This is a genomic window from Sphingomonas piscis, from assembly GCF_011300455.1.
GTDB classification, from domain to species: domain Bacteria; phylum Pseudomonadota; class Alphaproteobacteria; order Sphingomonadales; family Sphingomonadaceae; genus Sphingomicrobium; species Sphingomicrobium piscis.
Genome location: NZ_CP049869.1, coordinates 2,547,356 through 2,561,394, shown reverse-complemented (window position 1 = coordinate 2,561,394; position 14,039 = coordinate 2,547,356). Strand labels below are relative to the sequence as shown.

14 protein-coding genes and 1 pseudogene are annotated in these 14,039 nt (G+C 63.9%); 7 read left to right on the top strand and 8 right to left on the bottom strand.

The features are described 5' to 3' along the window. Positions 1-4 precede the first annotated feature (4 nt). The 4 genes from G7077_RS13055 to trmD form a co-directional block, all read right to left on the bottom strand. Positions 5-1,033 carry an aspartate-semialdehyde dehydrogenase gene (locus G7077_RS13055; protein ID WP_166412083.1) on the bottom strand — a complete coding sequence of 343 codons (1,029 nt, stop codon included), beginning with the start codon at positions 1,031-1,033 and terminating at the stop codon, positions 5-7. A gap of 71 nt (positions 1,034-1,104) precedes the next feature. After that, positions 1,105-3,303, bottom strand: a complete 2,199-nt coding sequence (locus tag G7077_RS13050; protein WP_166412492.1) for a S9 family peptidase — start codon at positions 3,301-3,303, stop codon at positions 1,105-1,107. A gap of 121 nt (positions 3,304-3,424) precedes the next feature. Then, entirely contained in the window at positions 3,425-3,823 is a 399-nt protein-coding gene (gene rplS / locus G7077_RS13045) for a 50S ribosomal protein L19 (protein ID WP_166412082.1), read from the bottom strand. Position 3,824: 1 nt separating this feature from the next. Beyond that, positions 3,825-4,571: a tRNA (guanosine(37)-N1)-methyltransferase TrmD gene (gene trmD / locus G7077_RS13040; RefSeq protein WP_166412081.1), complete on the bottom strand. Its 747-nt coding sequence runs from the start codon at positions 4,569-4,571 to the stop codon at positions 3,825-3,827. A 48-nt stretch (positions 4,572-4,619) separates the two neighbouring features. Here trmD and G7077_RS13035 point away from each other — a divergent pair, with 48 nt between their 5' ends. Beyond that, positions 4,620-5,579, top strand: coding sequence for an NAD(P)/FAD-dependent oxidoreductase (locus G7077_RS13035; RefSeq protein WP_166412080.1), 960 nt, complete (start codon positions 4,620-4,622; stop codon positions 5,577-5,579). Here G7077_RS13035 and rimM read toward each other — a convergent pair. The 4 genes from rimM to G7077_RS13015 all read right to left on the bottom strand — a co-directional run bounded on the left by rimM (position 5,576) and on the right by G7077_RS13015 (position 8,765). Continuing rightward, positions 5,576-6,079 carry a ribosome maturation factor RimM gene (rimM, locus tag G7077_RS13030; protein WP_166412079.1) on the bottom strand — a complete coding sequence of 168 codons (504 nt, stop codon included), beginning with the start codon at positions 6,077-6,079 and terminating at the stop codon, positions 5,576-5,578. The two genes, G7077_RS13035 and rimM, sit on opposite strands and share 4 nt — an antisense overlap. 3 nt (positions 6,080-6,082) lie before the next feature. Continuing rightward, complete coding sequence (gene rpsP, locus G7077_RS13025) at positions 6,083-6,628, bottom strand: 30S ribosomal protein S16 (RefSeq protein WP_166412078.1); 546 nt, start codon at positions 6,626-6,628, stop codon at positions 6,083-6,085. A gap of 25 nt (positions 6,629-6,653) precedes the next feature. Beyond that, on the bottom strand, positions 6,654-8,120 hold the full coding sequence (ffh, locus tag G7077_RS13020) for a signal recognition particle protein (RefSeq protein ID WP_166412077.1): 1,467 nt from the start codon (positions 8,118-8,120) through the stop codon (positions 6,654-6,656). A gap of 129 nt (positions 8,121-8,249) precedes the next feature. Further along, the gene (locus tag G7077_RS13015) at positions 8,250-8,765 is read right to left on the bottom strand and encodes a hypothetical protein (RefSeq protein WP_166409935.1); all 516 of its coding nucleotides are present in this window, start codon (positions 8,763-8,765) and stop codon (positions 8,250-8,252) included. An 81-nt stretch (positions 8,766-8,846) separates the two neighbouring features. Between G7077_RS13015 and dapF the strand changes: the two genes are divergently transcribed. The 6 genes and pseudogenes from dapF (at position 8,847) to G7077_RS12985 (ending at position 13,997) form a co-directional block, all read left to right on the top strand. Continuing rightward, positions 8,847-9,647, top strand: coding sequence for a diaminopimelate epimerase (gene dapF, locus G7077_RS13010; RefSeq protein ID WP_166412076.1), 801 nt, complete (start codon positions 8,847-8,849; stop codon positions 9,645-9,647). Next, positions 9,644-10,786 (top strand): MiaB/RimO family radical SAM methylthiotransferase, encoded by a 1,143-nt coding sequence (locus tag G7077_RS13005; RefSeq protein ID WP_166412075.1) that lies wholly within the window; start codon positions 9,644-9,646, stop codon positions 10,784-10,786. The genes dapF and G7077_RS13005 overlap by 4 nt, the downstream gene beginning before the upstream one ends. Beyond that, a complete protein-coding gene (ftsY, locus tag G7077_RS13000; protein ID WP_166412074.1) occupies positions 10,783-11,700 on the top strand; it encodes a signal recognition particle-docking protein FtsY in 918 nt (305 codons plus the stop codon). Before G7077_RS13005 ends, ftsY begins: the two co-directional genes overlap by 4 nt. Further along, positions 11,697-12,305, top strand: a complete 609-nt coding sequence (ispZ, locus tag G7077_RS12995) for a septation protein IspZ (protein WP_166412073.1) — start codon at positions 11,697-11,699, stop codon at positions 12,303-12,305. Before ftsY ends, ispZ begins: the two co-directional genes overlap by 4 nt. After that, positions 12,302-13,239: pseudogene (locus tag G7077_RS12990) on the top strand (ABC transporter ATP-binding protein). Before ispZ ends, G7077_RS12990 begins: the two are co-directional and overlap by 4 nt. Then, complete coding sequence (locus tag G7077_RS12985) at positions 13,236-13,997, top strand: ABC transporter permease (RefSeq protein ID WP_166412072.1); 762 nt, start codon at positions 13,236-13,238, stop codon at positions 13,995-13,997. Before G7077_RS12990 ends, G7077_RS12985 begins: the two are co-directional and overlap by 4 nt. The last annotated feature ends 42 nt before the right edge of the window (positions 13,998-14,039 follow it).

Sequence of the window (14,039 nt, the reverse complement as noted above, 5' to 3'; positions counted from 1 at the left end):
GCACTTACGCCGCCTTCTTCAGGTGCTTGCGGCCAAGCAGCTCGGCAATCTGCACGGCGTTCAGCGCGGCGCCCTTGCGGAGGTTGTCGGACACGCACCACAGCGACAGGCCGTTCTCCACCGTCGAATCCTCGCGCACACGACTGATGTAGGTGGCGTAGTCGCCGACGCACTCGATCGGCGTGACGTAGCCGCCATCTTCGCGCTTATCGACCAGCATCACGCCCGGCGCTTCGCGCAGGATTTCCTGGGCCTGCTTGGCCGAGATTTCATTCTCGAACTCGATATTGATCGCTTCGGAATGGCCGACGAACACCGGCACGCGGACGCAAGTCGCGGTGACCTTGATCTTGGGATCAAGGATCTTCTTGGTCTCGACCACCATCTTCCATTCCTCCTTGGTCGAGCCGTCGTCGAGGAACTTGTCGATGTGCGGGATAACGTTGAAGGCGATCTGCTTGGTGAACTTCTTCGGCTCGGCAGGATCGCCGACGAAGATGTTGCGCGACTGCTCGAACAGCTCGTCCATGCCCTGCTTGCCGGCGCCTGAAACCGACTGATATGTCGCGACGACGACGCGCTTGATCTTGGCAACGTCGTGCAGCGGCTTCAGCGCCACAACCATTTGCGCGGTCGAGCAGTTAGGGTTGGCGATGATGTTCTTCTTGGTGTGCAGCGCAATGGCGTCGGCATTCACTTCCGGCACGATCAGCGGCACGTCCGGATCCATGCGGTAAAGCGAGCTGTTGTCGATCACCGTGCAGCCAGCAGCGGCGAAGCGCGGCGCGTGGATCGCGGTCGCTTCAGACCCCACCGCAAACAGGGCCATGTCCCACCCGGTCGGATCGAAATGCTCAATATTCTGGACCTTGAGCTTGCGGTCAGTGTCGCCGAACTCGATCATGTCGCCGGTCGAGCGCGCGGACGCGACAACGGCGATCTCGTCGGCGGGAAACTGCCGCTCGGCGAGGATGTTCAGCATTTCGCGGCCGACGTTGCCCGTCGCGCCAGCGACTACGACGCGGTAGCCCATGACTTCACTCCTTGTGGATGCGCGCCCGATATGGGGATGGCCGCCAAAAGTCCAGTGTTTGGGATCCCAACTTACTTCGTTGGACTGCCCTTAAGATGCTGGTCAAGGAAGCGTAAAATCGTCTTCCACGTGTGCACCTTGAGCTTTTCGCCCGCTACCGCATGAGTGGCGCCTGGATAGACCATGATGTCGAACGGCACGCCTTGCTGTTGAAGCTTGGCGAACAGCACCGTGCTGTTCTGGAAGACGACATTGTCATCGCTCATGCCATGGATCACCAGTAGCGGATCGCGGATCTTTCCGGCGTCCGCCAGCGCGTTGGAGCGCTCGTAGCTGTCCGGCTCGGTGTTCGGATTGCCGAGGTAGCGCTCTGTATAAGCGGTGTCGTACAATTCCCACTTCGTCACCGGCGCACCGGCGATGCCGGCGGCGTAGAGGCCAGGGTCGGCCTCCAGCATCTTGAGTGTCATGTATCCGCCGTACGACCAGCCGTAGGTGGCGATCTTGTTGCCGTCGACGAACGGCAGGGTCTTGAGGAACTGGACGCCGGCTTTCTGGTCTTCGACCTCGACCCCGCCCATGGCGCGGTTGATTTGCTTCTCGAATGCGACGCTGCGGTTGGCGGAGCCGCGATTGTCCAGCTCGAAGTAGATGTAGCCGCGGTCGACCAGATATTGGGTCAGCGCACCCGACCAGCTTCGGGTCACCGACTGATTATGCGGCCCGCCATAATGTTCGAAGAAGACCGGCGCGCGCTGGCCCGGCTTCAGCCCCGACGGCACCACCATCATGTAGTGCAGGTCGCTGCCGTCCGCCGCCTTGATCGTGCCGTACCGGGTCGGCTCGTGGCTTGCCAAATAGGGGGCATACGGATGCTTGGCGTCGAGCCGGTTTTCTTCGACCCAGGCGATTTGTCGGCCGCTGGTATCGGCGAGATAGACCTGGCTGGGTTGCTCGGGTGATGAGCGGGTGACGATCAGGCGCGTTGCCTCCTCGTCCATGCTCGCCGAATTCTTGAATGCCGGGTCTGTGAGCAGACGGCCGGCTGTCCCGGGCTTTGCCAGGTCGAGGCTGTAGATCTGAGGGGAAACCACGTCCGGGTTGGCCTGATAGAAGATCCGTCCGCCCGCTTCGTCGACGCCTTCGAGTTCCATGACATAGGACTTGCCGTCCGTGAGCCGTGTCCACTGGCCATCGTTGAACCGGTAAAGCTGACCCAGCCCGTCACGCTCCGACCACCAGATGATGCTGCCGTCGCCAAGGATGCGGTAATTGTCGGTGAGATTGATCCAGTGACCGGCCGCCGCCTTGTCGCTGAACAGAAGTCGCGACTTGCCGGTCTTCGGATCGACGGCCAGCATGTCGATCCGGTCCTGGGCACGGCTCAGACGCTGAACGAAGAGCGTCTTTCCATCCTTTGCCCAGTCCACCCGTGCCAGATAGATGTCCTTGTCGACGCCAAGGTCGACCTCGACCTTGTTGCGCCCGTCGGGATCGGTAAGGATCAGGTGCGGAACGATGTTCGGCGTGCCCGCGGCGGGGTAGCGCTGTTCGAACGTCGTCGTCTCTTCGGCACCGATCGAAGTACGGGTAACAATGCCGACATTCTTCTCGTCAAACCACTGAACGGCAATGCGGTCGTCATTGGGCGACCACCAGTAACCAGTGAAGCGGTCCAGCTCCTCCTGAGCGACGAACTCGGCCTCGCCATAATGGACGGTGCCTCCGCCCGGCGTGATCGCCTTGGCGGCAACGCCAACCGGACCTGCCCATAGCTTCTGATCACGGACAAAGCTGACATATTTGCCCTTTGGGCTGATGACGGGGTTGAGCTCACCCTCCTTGCTCTGGGTGAGCCGCTTCACGGTTCCATCAAGGCCGGCGAGGTAGAGATCGCCGTCGAGCGGAACGAGAATTTTCTTCCCGTCCTGCGACCAGTCGTAGGTGACGATGCCGCGAAGGCCGGCAAGCCGCTTACGCTCGCGCTGCATCTTCTCGGCCTCGCTGAGCGCCGCGCCGGACCCGACCGTCTTGCTGTCGACCAGCATGCGCCAATTGCCGCCGTTGGTGTCGAGCGCCCACAGATCATAGCGCTCCAGCTCGTCCGTTCGGTTGCGAAGCATGGTGAGGTAGCGCCCGTCCGGCGACAGCTTAACCCCGCGCGGTGTCGACCCGGCCAACGACGGGCTCGCAAACACCCGCTCCAGGGTAAGCGGCTGCTGCGCAACGCCGGCCGGGACCGGCAGTGCGGCGTGAGCGGCGGTGGTCATCAGGAAGGCGGCGGCGACGGCAAACAGAGGTGAACGCAAGGCACGAATCTTCCTGCAATAGAAAAAGGGCGCCCGATGAACGGACGCCCCTTTGTTGCGCATTTGCAGTGCGTTGAGAAGCTTAAGCGTCGGCGGCTTCGGCCTTTGCAGCTTCCCGGCGCGGGTCGCGGCGCTCGGCGATACGCGCCGACTTACCCGTGCGGCCACGCAGATAGTAGAGCTTGGCACGACGGACGGCACCGCGGCGCACGACCTCGATCGAGTCGATCGTCGGCGAATAAAGCGGGAAGACGCGCTCGACGCCCTCACCGAAGCTGATCTTCCGAACGGTGAAGCTCGATCCGATGCCCTTGTTCGACCGGGCGATGCAGACGCCTTCGAAGTTCTGAACGCGGGTACGGTCGCCTTCGATGACCTTTACGCCGACGCGCAAAGTATCGCCGGGGCGGAATTCCGGAATGGGGCGGGTCTCGACCAGCGCTTCAATTGCTTCGCGCTCAAGGGTCTGGATCAGGTTCATGTCACTTCGCCTTCGTATCTCGTTGCCGCGCGCCAGAGGGCGGTGCCTGCGATGCGCCCCCATGGCGCTCGATCAGGTCCGGCCGCCTTAGCCGTGTATCGTTGACCGCCTGTTCGTGTCGCCACGCGGCAATCTTCGCATGATCCCCCGACCGCAGCACTTCGGGGATCGTGCGCCCTTCCCATATGAGTGGTCGGGTATAATGCGGATATTCGAGAAGCCCCGTTTCGAAGCTCTCTTCCTCACCGCTGGAGGCCGAGCCCATTACTCCGGGAAGCAGCCGAACGCAAGCGTCCAGAAGCACCATCGCCCCGAGTTCGCCGCCCGAAAGCACATAGTCGCCGATGGAAACGGGCTCCACCGGCCGCGCCTCGAAGATTCGCTCGTCAAAGCCTTCAAACCGGCCGCACAGGATGATCGCGCCCGGACCTGCCGCAAGCTCCCGCACGCGGGCTTGTGTCAGCGGCGCCCCGCGTGGGGTCATCGCCAGCATCGGCCGTCGCTGAAGATCGCGGTCCGCCACATGATCGAGCGCGGCGGCGAGCACGTCGGGCTTCAGTACCATGCCCGCCCCCCCGCCGGCCGGAGTGTCGTCGACGCTGCGATGCTTGTCAGTCGCGAAATCGCGGATGTTTTTGGTCTCAAGCGACCAGGTGCCCGCATCGAGCGCCCGCCCCGCCAGGCTGAAGCCGAGCGGACCGGGGAAGACTTCCGGATATAAGGTCAAGACGGTAGCCGCGAACGTCATGCGCCCGGCTAGTCCGGAACTTGCCTCATCACAATCCATTGGGGCGGGATGGACGAACCCCTCGACTGCATCGTGATTGGCGGCGGACCTGCCGGGCTGACGGCTGCCATCTATCTTGCCCGCTTCCATCTCGACATCCTGGTCGTGGACGCCGGCAAGAGCCGCGCTAGCTGGATACCGTGCAGCCACAACCATGCCGGCTTCCCCGACGGCATCAACGGCAAGGAACTGCTTGAGCGGATGCGGTCTCAAGCGCAGAAATATGGCGCCAAGATCGTCCAGGATCGCGTTACCAAGCTGGAGCGGGACGAAGGCACCGGCCTGTTCACCGCTACCTGGGGCTCGGGAAGTCTTCAGGCGCGGACCGTCCTGCTCGCAACTGGAGTCACCAACCGCCGTCCTCAGATGGATGAAGACCTCCACGACGAAGCCATGTCGCGTGGGCTCATTCGCTATTGTCCGATCTGCGACGGCTATGAGGTGACCGACAAGAAGGTGGGCGTAATCGGCAGTGACAGCCATGGCGTCGCCGAAGCCATTTTTATCCGCAGCTATACCGCCGACGTTACCCTGATCGCGCCCGACACCGCGCTGCAGCTCAACGCCGAGGATCAGGAAAAGCTGGAGGCGGCGGGCATCAAGGCGGTGAACGGCCCCGCACAGGCCGTCGCGGCCGCGAAGGACTGCATCGTCATAGAAACCGCTGAGGGCACCTATACTTTCGACAGCGTCTATCCCGCCCTTGGTTCCGACACGCACACGCAATTGGCGGAGATGGTCGGCGCCAACCTGTCGAACGACGCCTGCATCAAGGTCGACGACCATCAGCGCTGCAGCGTGCCGGGCCTATTTGCCGCAGGGGACGTGGTGCTCGGACTTGACCAGATCAGCCATGCCATGGGCGAAGGCGGAGTCGCTGCCACGACGATCCGCAATGATCTGGCCAAGCAGAGCCCGATGCTGCGTGAACCGACCCGCGTGATGGAAGAAGCCGAGAGCGGAAGTTAGGCGAGAAAATCCGGGTCTAGCAGGACGCGGCCATCCTCGAGGTCGGCGATGCCAGGCCGGAAGGGGATTAGCGACTTCCGGCCGTCGGCCTTCTCGACCTCCAACAGATCGCCGGCACCGAAATTCTCGACCGCCGTGACGGTGCCGACCGATGCACCATCAAGGTCGAAGCAGGGCAAGCCGATCAGGTCCGAGTGATAATATTCGCCCTCGTCGAGCGGCGACAGCGCATCGCGGCCGACTTCGATCAGGCTGCCCCTTAGCGCCTCGGCTGCGGAGCGGTCGCCGACACCTTCAAATCGCGCCACTGACGTCTTGCCGCCATCGCGGACGGACAGGAGCCGCCGCGGCTGTCCGCCGACGAGCAATGTTTGGTGGAGCAAGAGGTTGGCAGAGGAATCCGTGAACAGCTTCAGCCGCACTTCGCCCCTAACACCATGGGCGCCGGCAACAGCGGCGAGCGCAACCCTGCCCTCTCCGCCGTCACCTGCATCCGTCATGGCTTACTGAGCCGCGCCTTCGGCGGGTTCTTCAGCGGAAGCGCCTTCGCCGGCAGCCTCGGCGCCCTCGGGCGAGCCTTCGGTGGCCGGAGGCGTGTCGTCGCCGCCTTCGGCCGGCTCCGCAGTGGACTCGGCGTCAGCCGTAGGTGCCTCCTCGGCGGGAGCCTCTTCGGCAGGCGCAGCAGCGGCTGCTGCCGCCGCTTCAGCGGCTTCGGCTTCCTTGGCCGCACGCTCTTCAGCGCGCTCCGTGGCCTTCTCGCCCGGCTTCGCCTTGTTCGGGTTGTTGCGGGCAGCGCGCTCCTTGATGCCGGCGGCATCGAGGAAACGAAGCACGCGGTCCGACGGCTGGGCGCCGACCGACAACCAGTGCGAGATGCGCTCGCCGTCCAGCTTCACGCGCTCGGGCGAATCCTTCGCGAGCAGCGGGTTGTAGGTGCCGACCTTCTCGATGAAGCGGCCGTCACGCGGGGAGCGGCTGTCGGCCACCACGATGCGGTAATAAGGACGCTTCTTCGCGCCGCCACGGGCGAGCCTGATTGCAAGTGCCATATTCTACTTCCTTCTTTCTATTCGCTTATTTCTTAGAAAATTTGTCGAAGCCCGGCGGCAGGTTGAACGGCGATCCGCCGCCAAGGCCGGGCATCGCCGGTCCGCCACCGAAACCCGTGGGCAGTCCGCCACCGCCGCCAAGGCCGGGCAAGCCGCCGCCACCGCCGAAGAGCGACGCGAGCTTCCCAAGCCCGCCCATCTTCTTCAGCTTCTTCATGACCGTTTCCATTTCCTGGTGCATCTTCAGGAGCTTGTTGACCTCCTGAACGGTGCGGCCACTACCCTTGGCGATGCGGATCTTGCGCTTGGCGTTAATGAGGTCGGGCCGCGCGCGCTCCTTGGCGGTCATCGACGACAGCATAGCCTCGAGGTGGACCAGCGCCTTGGTGTCCTGCGCTTTTTCCATCGCGCCCTTCATGCCCTTCATGCCCGGCATCATCGACGCGAGCGCGCCAAGGCCGCCCATCTTCTGCATCTGGCCAAGCTGCATGCGCAGGTCGTCAAGGTCGAACTTGCCCTTGGCCATCTTGGCCGCGAGCTTCTCCGCATCCTCGACCTGGATCGTCTCGGCAGCCCTCTCGACCAAGCTGACGACGTCGCCCATGCCGAGGATCCGGCCAGCGACCCGCTGCGGGTGGAACGGCTCGATCGCATCCAGGCCCTCGCCGACACCGGCGAACTTGATCGGCTTGCCGGTGACCGCGCGCATCGACAGCGCCGCGCCGCCGCGCGCATCGCCGTCCATCCGGGTCAGCACCACGCCGGTAAGATCGACCTCGCCGGCAAAGCCCTTGGCGACGTTGACCGCATCCTGGCCGGTCAGGCTGTCGACCACCAGCAAGGTCTCGGTCGGGCTGGAGGCGGCCGCAACCGCCTTCATCTCGCCCATCAGCGCATCGTCGACGTGCAGGCGGCCGGCGGTGTCGAGCAGGACAACGTCAAAGCCCTGAAGCCGCGCCGACTGCAGCGCCCGCTTGGCGATGTCCACCGGCTGCTGACCGGTGACGATCGGCAGCGTCTCTACATTCGCCTGACGGCCAAGCACCGCAAGCTGCTCCTGCGCCGCCGGACGGGCAACGTCGAGCGAGGCCATCAGGACCTTCTTGCGCTCTTTCTCCGTCAGCCGCTTTGCAAGCTTGGCAGTAGTGGTCGTCTTACCCGAGCCTTGAAGACCGACCATCATGATCACGGCAGGTGGGTTCACCGCAACGTTCAGCTCCGCAGTGTCGGAGCCCAGCATCTCGATCAGTGCGTCGTTGACGATCTTGACGACCATCTGCCCCGGCGTGACCGAGCGCAGCACTTCCTGGCCGACGGCCTTCTCGGTCGCCTTGTCGACGAAGTCGCGGGCGACGGGCAGTGCCACATCCGCCTCGAGCAGGGCCACGCGCACCTCGCGCATCGCCGAGCGCACGTCGGCCTCGCTGAGCGCGCCGCGCCCGCGAAGCTTGTCGAAAACATTGCCGAGCCGGTCGCTCAGACTATCGAACATGCACTCACTCCTGCCGATGATCCGCGAGCCATATGGGACCTGTCCCTGCCGGAACGAGGGCCCAAACGGAAAAACGCCGGCGGACGAAACCTCGTTGGCCGGCGTGCGCCCGTGGACGCGTCATCGATGTCATGCCTTTGGAAAGACGAGCGCGCCTCTAGCCGAAAGCGCCAACCGTTTCAACTCACTCCGGTTTGGGCCCGCGCGGCTTGCCCCGCCCGGTCTGCCGCCACCGGGCCGCCCGCCACCCGGCCGATCTCCGCCAGGGCGCCCACCGGGACGTCCGCCGCCGGGGCGATCCCCGCGCGGACGATCGCCGGCTCCACGCCCGGGGCCGCTGCGCGGGCGGTCGCGGTCGAACCGGCGGTCGGGGATTGGGCTCGCCGGGCGCTGCGGAACGGTGCTGCTTGGCGCCACCGAATAGCCTTCCTTCAGCAGCCTCGTGAACGCGGCCCGCACGCTTTGCCCGATTGAGTCCTGAAGCTCCTTCGGCAGGTCGGCAAAGGTGGCATTGCGATGCAGGCTCTGCACATCCCGGAGCAAGGTATTCGGCACGCCCTTGGACGCGGCCTTCAGCGCATCCACGCCGTCGACGATGGCAGCGAACAGGATTTCCTGCATGATATCGGTGGCGGCTTTAGGCATCGTTGCTCAACTCTCATGGCGGCCGAAGGTGGCACGTCCGGTGGACACTTGTGCCCTCGCTCCCTAAGTCGCGCGGCACAGATGAAGCGCCACTTCCACAAGATGCATGGGTTGGGCAATGACTTCGTGATCGTGGACGCACGATCCGAGCCGTTCAGCATGTCTGCGGATCGCGCGCGCGCCATTGCCGACCGCCGCACCGGGGTCGGCTGCGACCAGCTAATCGTGCTCGAGCCTTCCGACGCGGCCGACCTCAAGATGCGCATCTGGAATCAGGATGGAGGAGAGGTCGAAAGCTGCGGCAATGCTACCCGGTGCGTCTTCGCGCTAACTGGCGTCGGCTCGGTCGAGACTGGCGGCGGGCTGCTTCATGGCAGCAACGAGGCCGGGGACGTCGAAGTGGACATGGGAGAGCCGCGCTTCGATTGGGAAGCGATTCCTCTCGCCTACCCGATGGATACCGCTGCCTTGCCCATGGCCTGGGACGAACTCGCAAGCCCGCGCGCGGTCAACGTGGGCAATCCGCACGTTGTCTTCTTCGTCGATGATCTCGACGAAGTCCCTTTGGAGCGTATCGGCCCGACGATCGAGAATGACGCGGCGTTTCCCGAACGCATCAACGTCAATGTCGCATCGGTTGGGGCTGACGGCATCCGATTGCGCACCTTTGAGCGCGGTGCAGGCCTCACCCTCGCCTGTGGGACCGGCGCCTGCGCAACTGCCGTTGCTGCCATTGCGTCGAAGCGCCTGACCTCGCCGGTCCGCATTACGATGCCTGGCGGGTCGCTGACCATCGCCTGGGAGCCCGGCGGGTCCGTGTTTATGCGAGGCGGCGCAACCCACGTCTTTTCGGGCGAGCTCGATCTTGAGGCGCTGTCATGAGCGTCGAGGCCATCACTCTCGGCTGCCGCCTCAACTTCGCCGAAAGCGAGACGCTAAAGCGCTCGGCGCCGGCGGATGCTGACTGGATCCTGGTCAACAGCTGTGCGGTCACAAACGAGGCCGTCCGCCAGACTCGCCAGGCCATTCGCCGTGCCAAGCGCGATCGTCCGGATGCACGGGTGATCGTCACCGGCTGCGCCGCCGAGCTTGATCCGCAAAGCTTCAGCACAATGCCCGAGGTCGACGAGGTCCGCACGGGCCACACGGCCGGTCCGGCGCTTGCTTCTGCCGGGCTGCTGCACAAGGTGAAGAGCTTCGTGGCGGTGCAAACCGGTTGCGATCATAGCTGCACCTTCTGTTCCATCTGGCAGGCACGCGGGCCAAGCCGGTCGGTGCCATTCGAGGAGGTGCGCCGGGCCGTTGCCCTTGAAATTGACAGGGGCGCGCAGGAAATCGTCCTAACCGGCGTCGACGTCACCGATTACGAAGGCGGCCTCGGCACGCTTTGCCAGCGCCTGCTCGCCGCTGAGCCGCGCCTTCAGCGCCTCCGCCTCTCCTCGCTCGACAGCGTCGAGATGGACGAGGCATTGCTTGAGCTGATCGCGAGCGAGCCGCGACTGATGCCACATTTCCATCTTTCGCTTCAGGCCGGTGACGACATGGTGCTGAAGCGCATGAAGCGTCGCCATAACCGAGCGCAGGCGGTGCGCACGGTTGAGCGCATCAAGGCCGCGCGGCCGGACGCCACCATTGGCGCCGACCTAATCGCCGGCTTTCCGACCGAAACTGAGGATATGGCGCTGAACACATTGAAACTGCTGGACGATTGCGACGTGATCGCCGGTCACATCTTCCCCTTTTCTCCGCGCCCGAACACGCCCGCCGCCCGGATGCCGCAGGTCGAGCGGGAAATCGTCAAGGCTCGCGCTGCCCGCTTGCGTGAGGCGGCCGCAGTCCGTCGCGCCGGCTGGCTGGAAGCTTTGGTGGGCAGCCGCCAGCGCATGCTGGTCGAGGCGCCCGGCAAGGGGCACACCGACGCTTTCGCACCGGTTCGGCTCGACGGTGCAGCGCGCGGCGAGGTCCATGACGTGCGGATCAGCGGCGTGTCGACTGGCGAGCTGATCGCGGTGCCCGCATGAGCTGGCTCGATCGCCTGCGGGGCGGGTTCGCCAAGACAGCGGAGAAGGTCGCCGACAATCTCACCGGCCTCGCCACCAAGGCGGCACTCGACACATCGACCCTGGACGACATCGAAGAGGCACTGATCGCCTCCGACCTCGGCCCGGAGGCGTCGAAGCGCATCCGTGATGCCATCGCTGCCCGCCGCTACGAGCAACTGGACGAACGCGGCCTTCGGACCATCCTTGCCGAGGAGATCGAGAAGATCTTAGCGCCGGTCGCCAAACCGCTGGAAGTATACGGTTTTCCTCGCCCACACGTGATCCTCGTCATTGGCGTCAACGGCTCTGGCAAGACGACGACGATCGGCAAGCTCGGGGCCTGGCTCAAGGACGAGGACTATGGCGTCCTGCTGGCCGCTGGCGACACCTTCCGCGCGGCCGCAATCGAGCAACTGAGGATCTGGGGCGACCGCATCGGCGCGCCCGTCATCTCCGGCAAGGAAGGCGGCGATCCCGCCGGCATCGTCTTCGACGGCGTCAAACAGGCAACCGCCACCGGCGAGGACGTGCTGATCGTCGACACCGCGGGGCGGCTCCAGAACAAGACCCACCTGATGGACGAATTGTCCAAGATCCGCAGGGTGTTAGGCCGGCTCAACCCCGATGCGCCGCACGACGTCCTGCTCGTGCTCGACGCCACGACGGGACAGAACGCGCTTGCGCAGGTCGAGGTGTTCAGGGAAACGGCGGGTGTGACGGGGCTGTTGATGACTAAGCTGGACGGCACCGCTCGCGGCGGTGTTATGGTGGCCGCCGCCGAGAAGTTCGGGCTGCCGATTTACGCCATCGGCGTCGGCGAAGGCGTATCTGACCTTCGTCCCTTTGATCCCCGCGCGGTCGCCCGTGCGATCGCCGGACTGCCGCCCGAATGAGCGAGAAAAAGGGATCGAGCTGGACCCTGCTGCTCGACTATGGGCCGCTGCTGGTCTTCTTTGCCGCCTACAAGTTCGCGGGATCGGGGCTCCAGGGAACGCTAGCCGCCACCCTCGCGTTCATGGTCGCGGCAGTGATTTCGATCATCGTCGGTCTGGTCGTCGTGAAGCGTGTGTCGCCGATGGTGTGGCTGTCGACCGCGCTGATCGTCGGCTTCGGCGCGATCACGCTCTATCTGCGCGACCCGAAATTCATCCAGATGAAGCCGACCATCATCTATCTGCTGTTCACAGCCACGCTGTTTGTCGGCCTGCTGAAGCGAAAGCCACTGCTCAAGTGGCTGTTTGGCCCCGTCTTTCCAGGGCTCACCGACGACGGCTGGCTCAAGCTGAGCCGAAACTGGGCGGTCTTCTTCCTGGTCCTTGCGGTCGCCAACGAAGTCATGCGCGCGACGGTGACCTTCGATACCTGGCTGACACTGAAGGTCTGGGGCGTATCGATCGTCTCCTTCATCTTCGCCGTCGCCAACATGCCGATGCTTCTGCGCCACGGACTGGATACCGACGCCAAAAATGAAGTCGCCAAGGGGGCGCCCGTCGAATGAGCGAAAACATCCTCTCGATCCGCGGTCTGCGCAAAGCTTACGCGTCCGGCACGGAGGCGCTGAAAAGTTTTGACCTCGATATCCGCCGCGGCGAGATCTTCGCGCTCTTGGGACCCAACGGCGCCGGCAAGACGACGCTGATCAGCATCATCTGCGGGATCGTAAGGCCAACGTCCGGCGAGGTGCTGGTCGACGGGAAGAACTGGCAGAGCTTCTACCGCGAAGCACGCAAGCGGATCGGCCTTGTTCCTCAGGAACTTACGCTCGATGTCTTCGAGCCTTTGATCAACACCGTGAGCTTCAGCCGCGAGCTGTTTGGCCGCAAGCCTGACGGCGCGAGGGTCGAGGAGATCCTCAAGTCGCTGTCGCTGTGGGACAAGCGCAACAACATCCTGAAAGACCTGTCGGGGGCATGAAGCGGCGCGTGATGATCGCCAAGGCCCTGGCCCACGATCCCGACATTTTGTTCCTCGACGAGCCGACCGCCGGTGTCGACGTCGAGCTTCGGCGCGACATGTGGAACCTGGTCCGGCAGCTTCGCGAGCGCGGCACCACCATCATCCTTACCACCCATTATATCGAGGAAGCGGAGGAGATGGCCGACCGGGTGGGCGTGATCAACATGGGCGAACTCATCCTCGTCGAGGAGAAGAACGAGCTGATGAAGAAGCTTGGCCGCAAGGTCCTGCACCTCCAGCTCGCCGAGCCACTGCAATCGGTCCCCCCGGCGCTCGCCCAATGGAACCCGCAGTTGAGCCGGGATGGCAACACCCTCACCTACGAATTCGACGCGAAAGCCGACCGCACCGGCGTCGCATCCCTGATTGCGGTGATGCGGGAGGCAGGGATAGGCTTCAAGGACCTTGATACCAAGCAATCCAGCCTGGAGGACATCTTCGTCGGCCTCATCCACCAGCAAAGGGCAGCGGCATGAACTGGCGGGGCATCGGAGCCATCTACAAGTTCGAGATGCACCGCTTCCGGCGGACGCTCTGGACCGGGCTCGCGGTGCCGGTCATTACCACCTCGCTTTATTTTATCGTGTTCGGCGCGGCGATCGGCGGCCGCATCAGTGAGCTCAACGGCGTCGACTACGGCAGCTTCATCGTGCCGGGCCTGATGATGCTGTCGCTGTTCAACGAGAGCATTTTCAACGCTAGCTTTGGCATTCACATGCCGCGTTTTACCGGCACCATCTACGAAATCCTCTCGGCACCCTTGTCAGCGGTAGAGACGGTGATCGGCTATGTCGGCGCCGCGGCCAGCAAGGCGATGATCGTTGCGCTGGTCATCCTGGCAACCGCCAACCTGTTCGTCGACGTCCACATCGAGCATCCCTTATGGATGCTGCTCTACCTAGTGCTGGTCGCCACAACCTTCTGCCTGTTCGGGTTCATCGTGGGCATTTGGGCCAAAGGGTTCGAGCAGCTCCAGATCATCCCGCTACTGGTGGTGACGCCCCTCACCTTCCTCGGGGGCGCCTTTTACTCGACCGACATGCTCGGCCAGCCCTGGCGCACGATCACTTACTTCAATCCGGTCGTCTACCTTATCAACGGTTTCCGCTGGACTTTCTTCGGGCAGGCAGACGTGCCGGTGGGCGTCAGCCTGGCGGCGACCTTCCTCTTCTTCCTGATCTGCCTTTCCACCATCTGGTGGATCTTCAAGACGGGCTATCGCCTCAAACAATAAGGGCGGCAGCCGAAGCCACCGCCCTCCTGTAACCGATCCTGC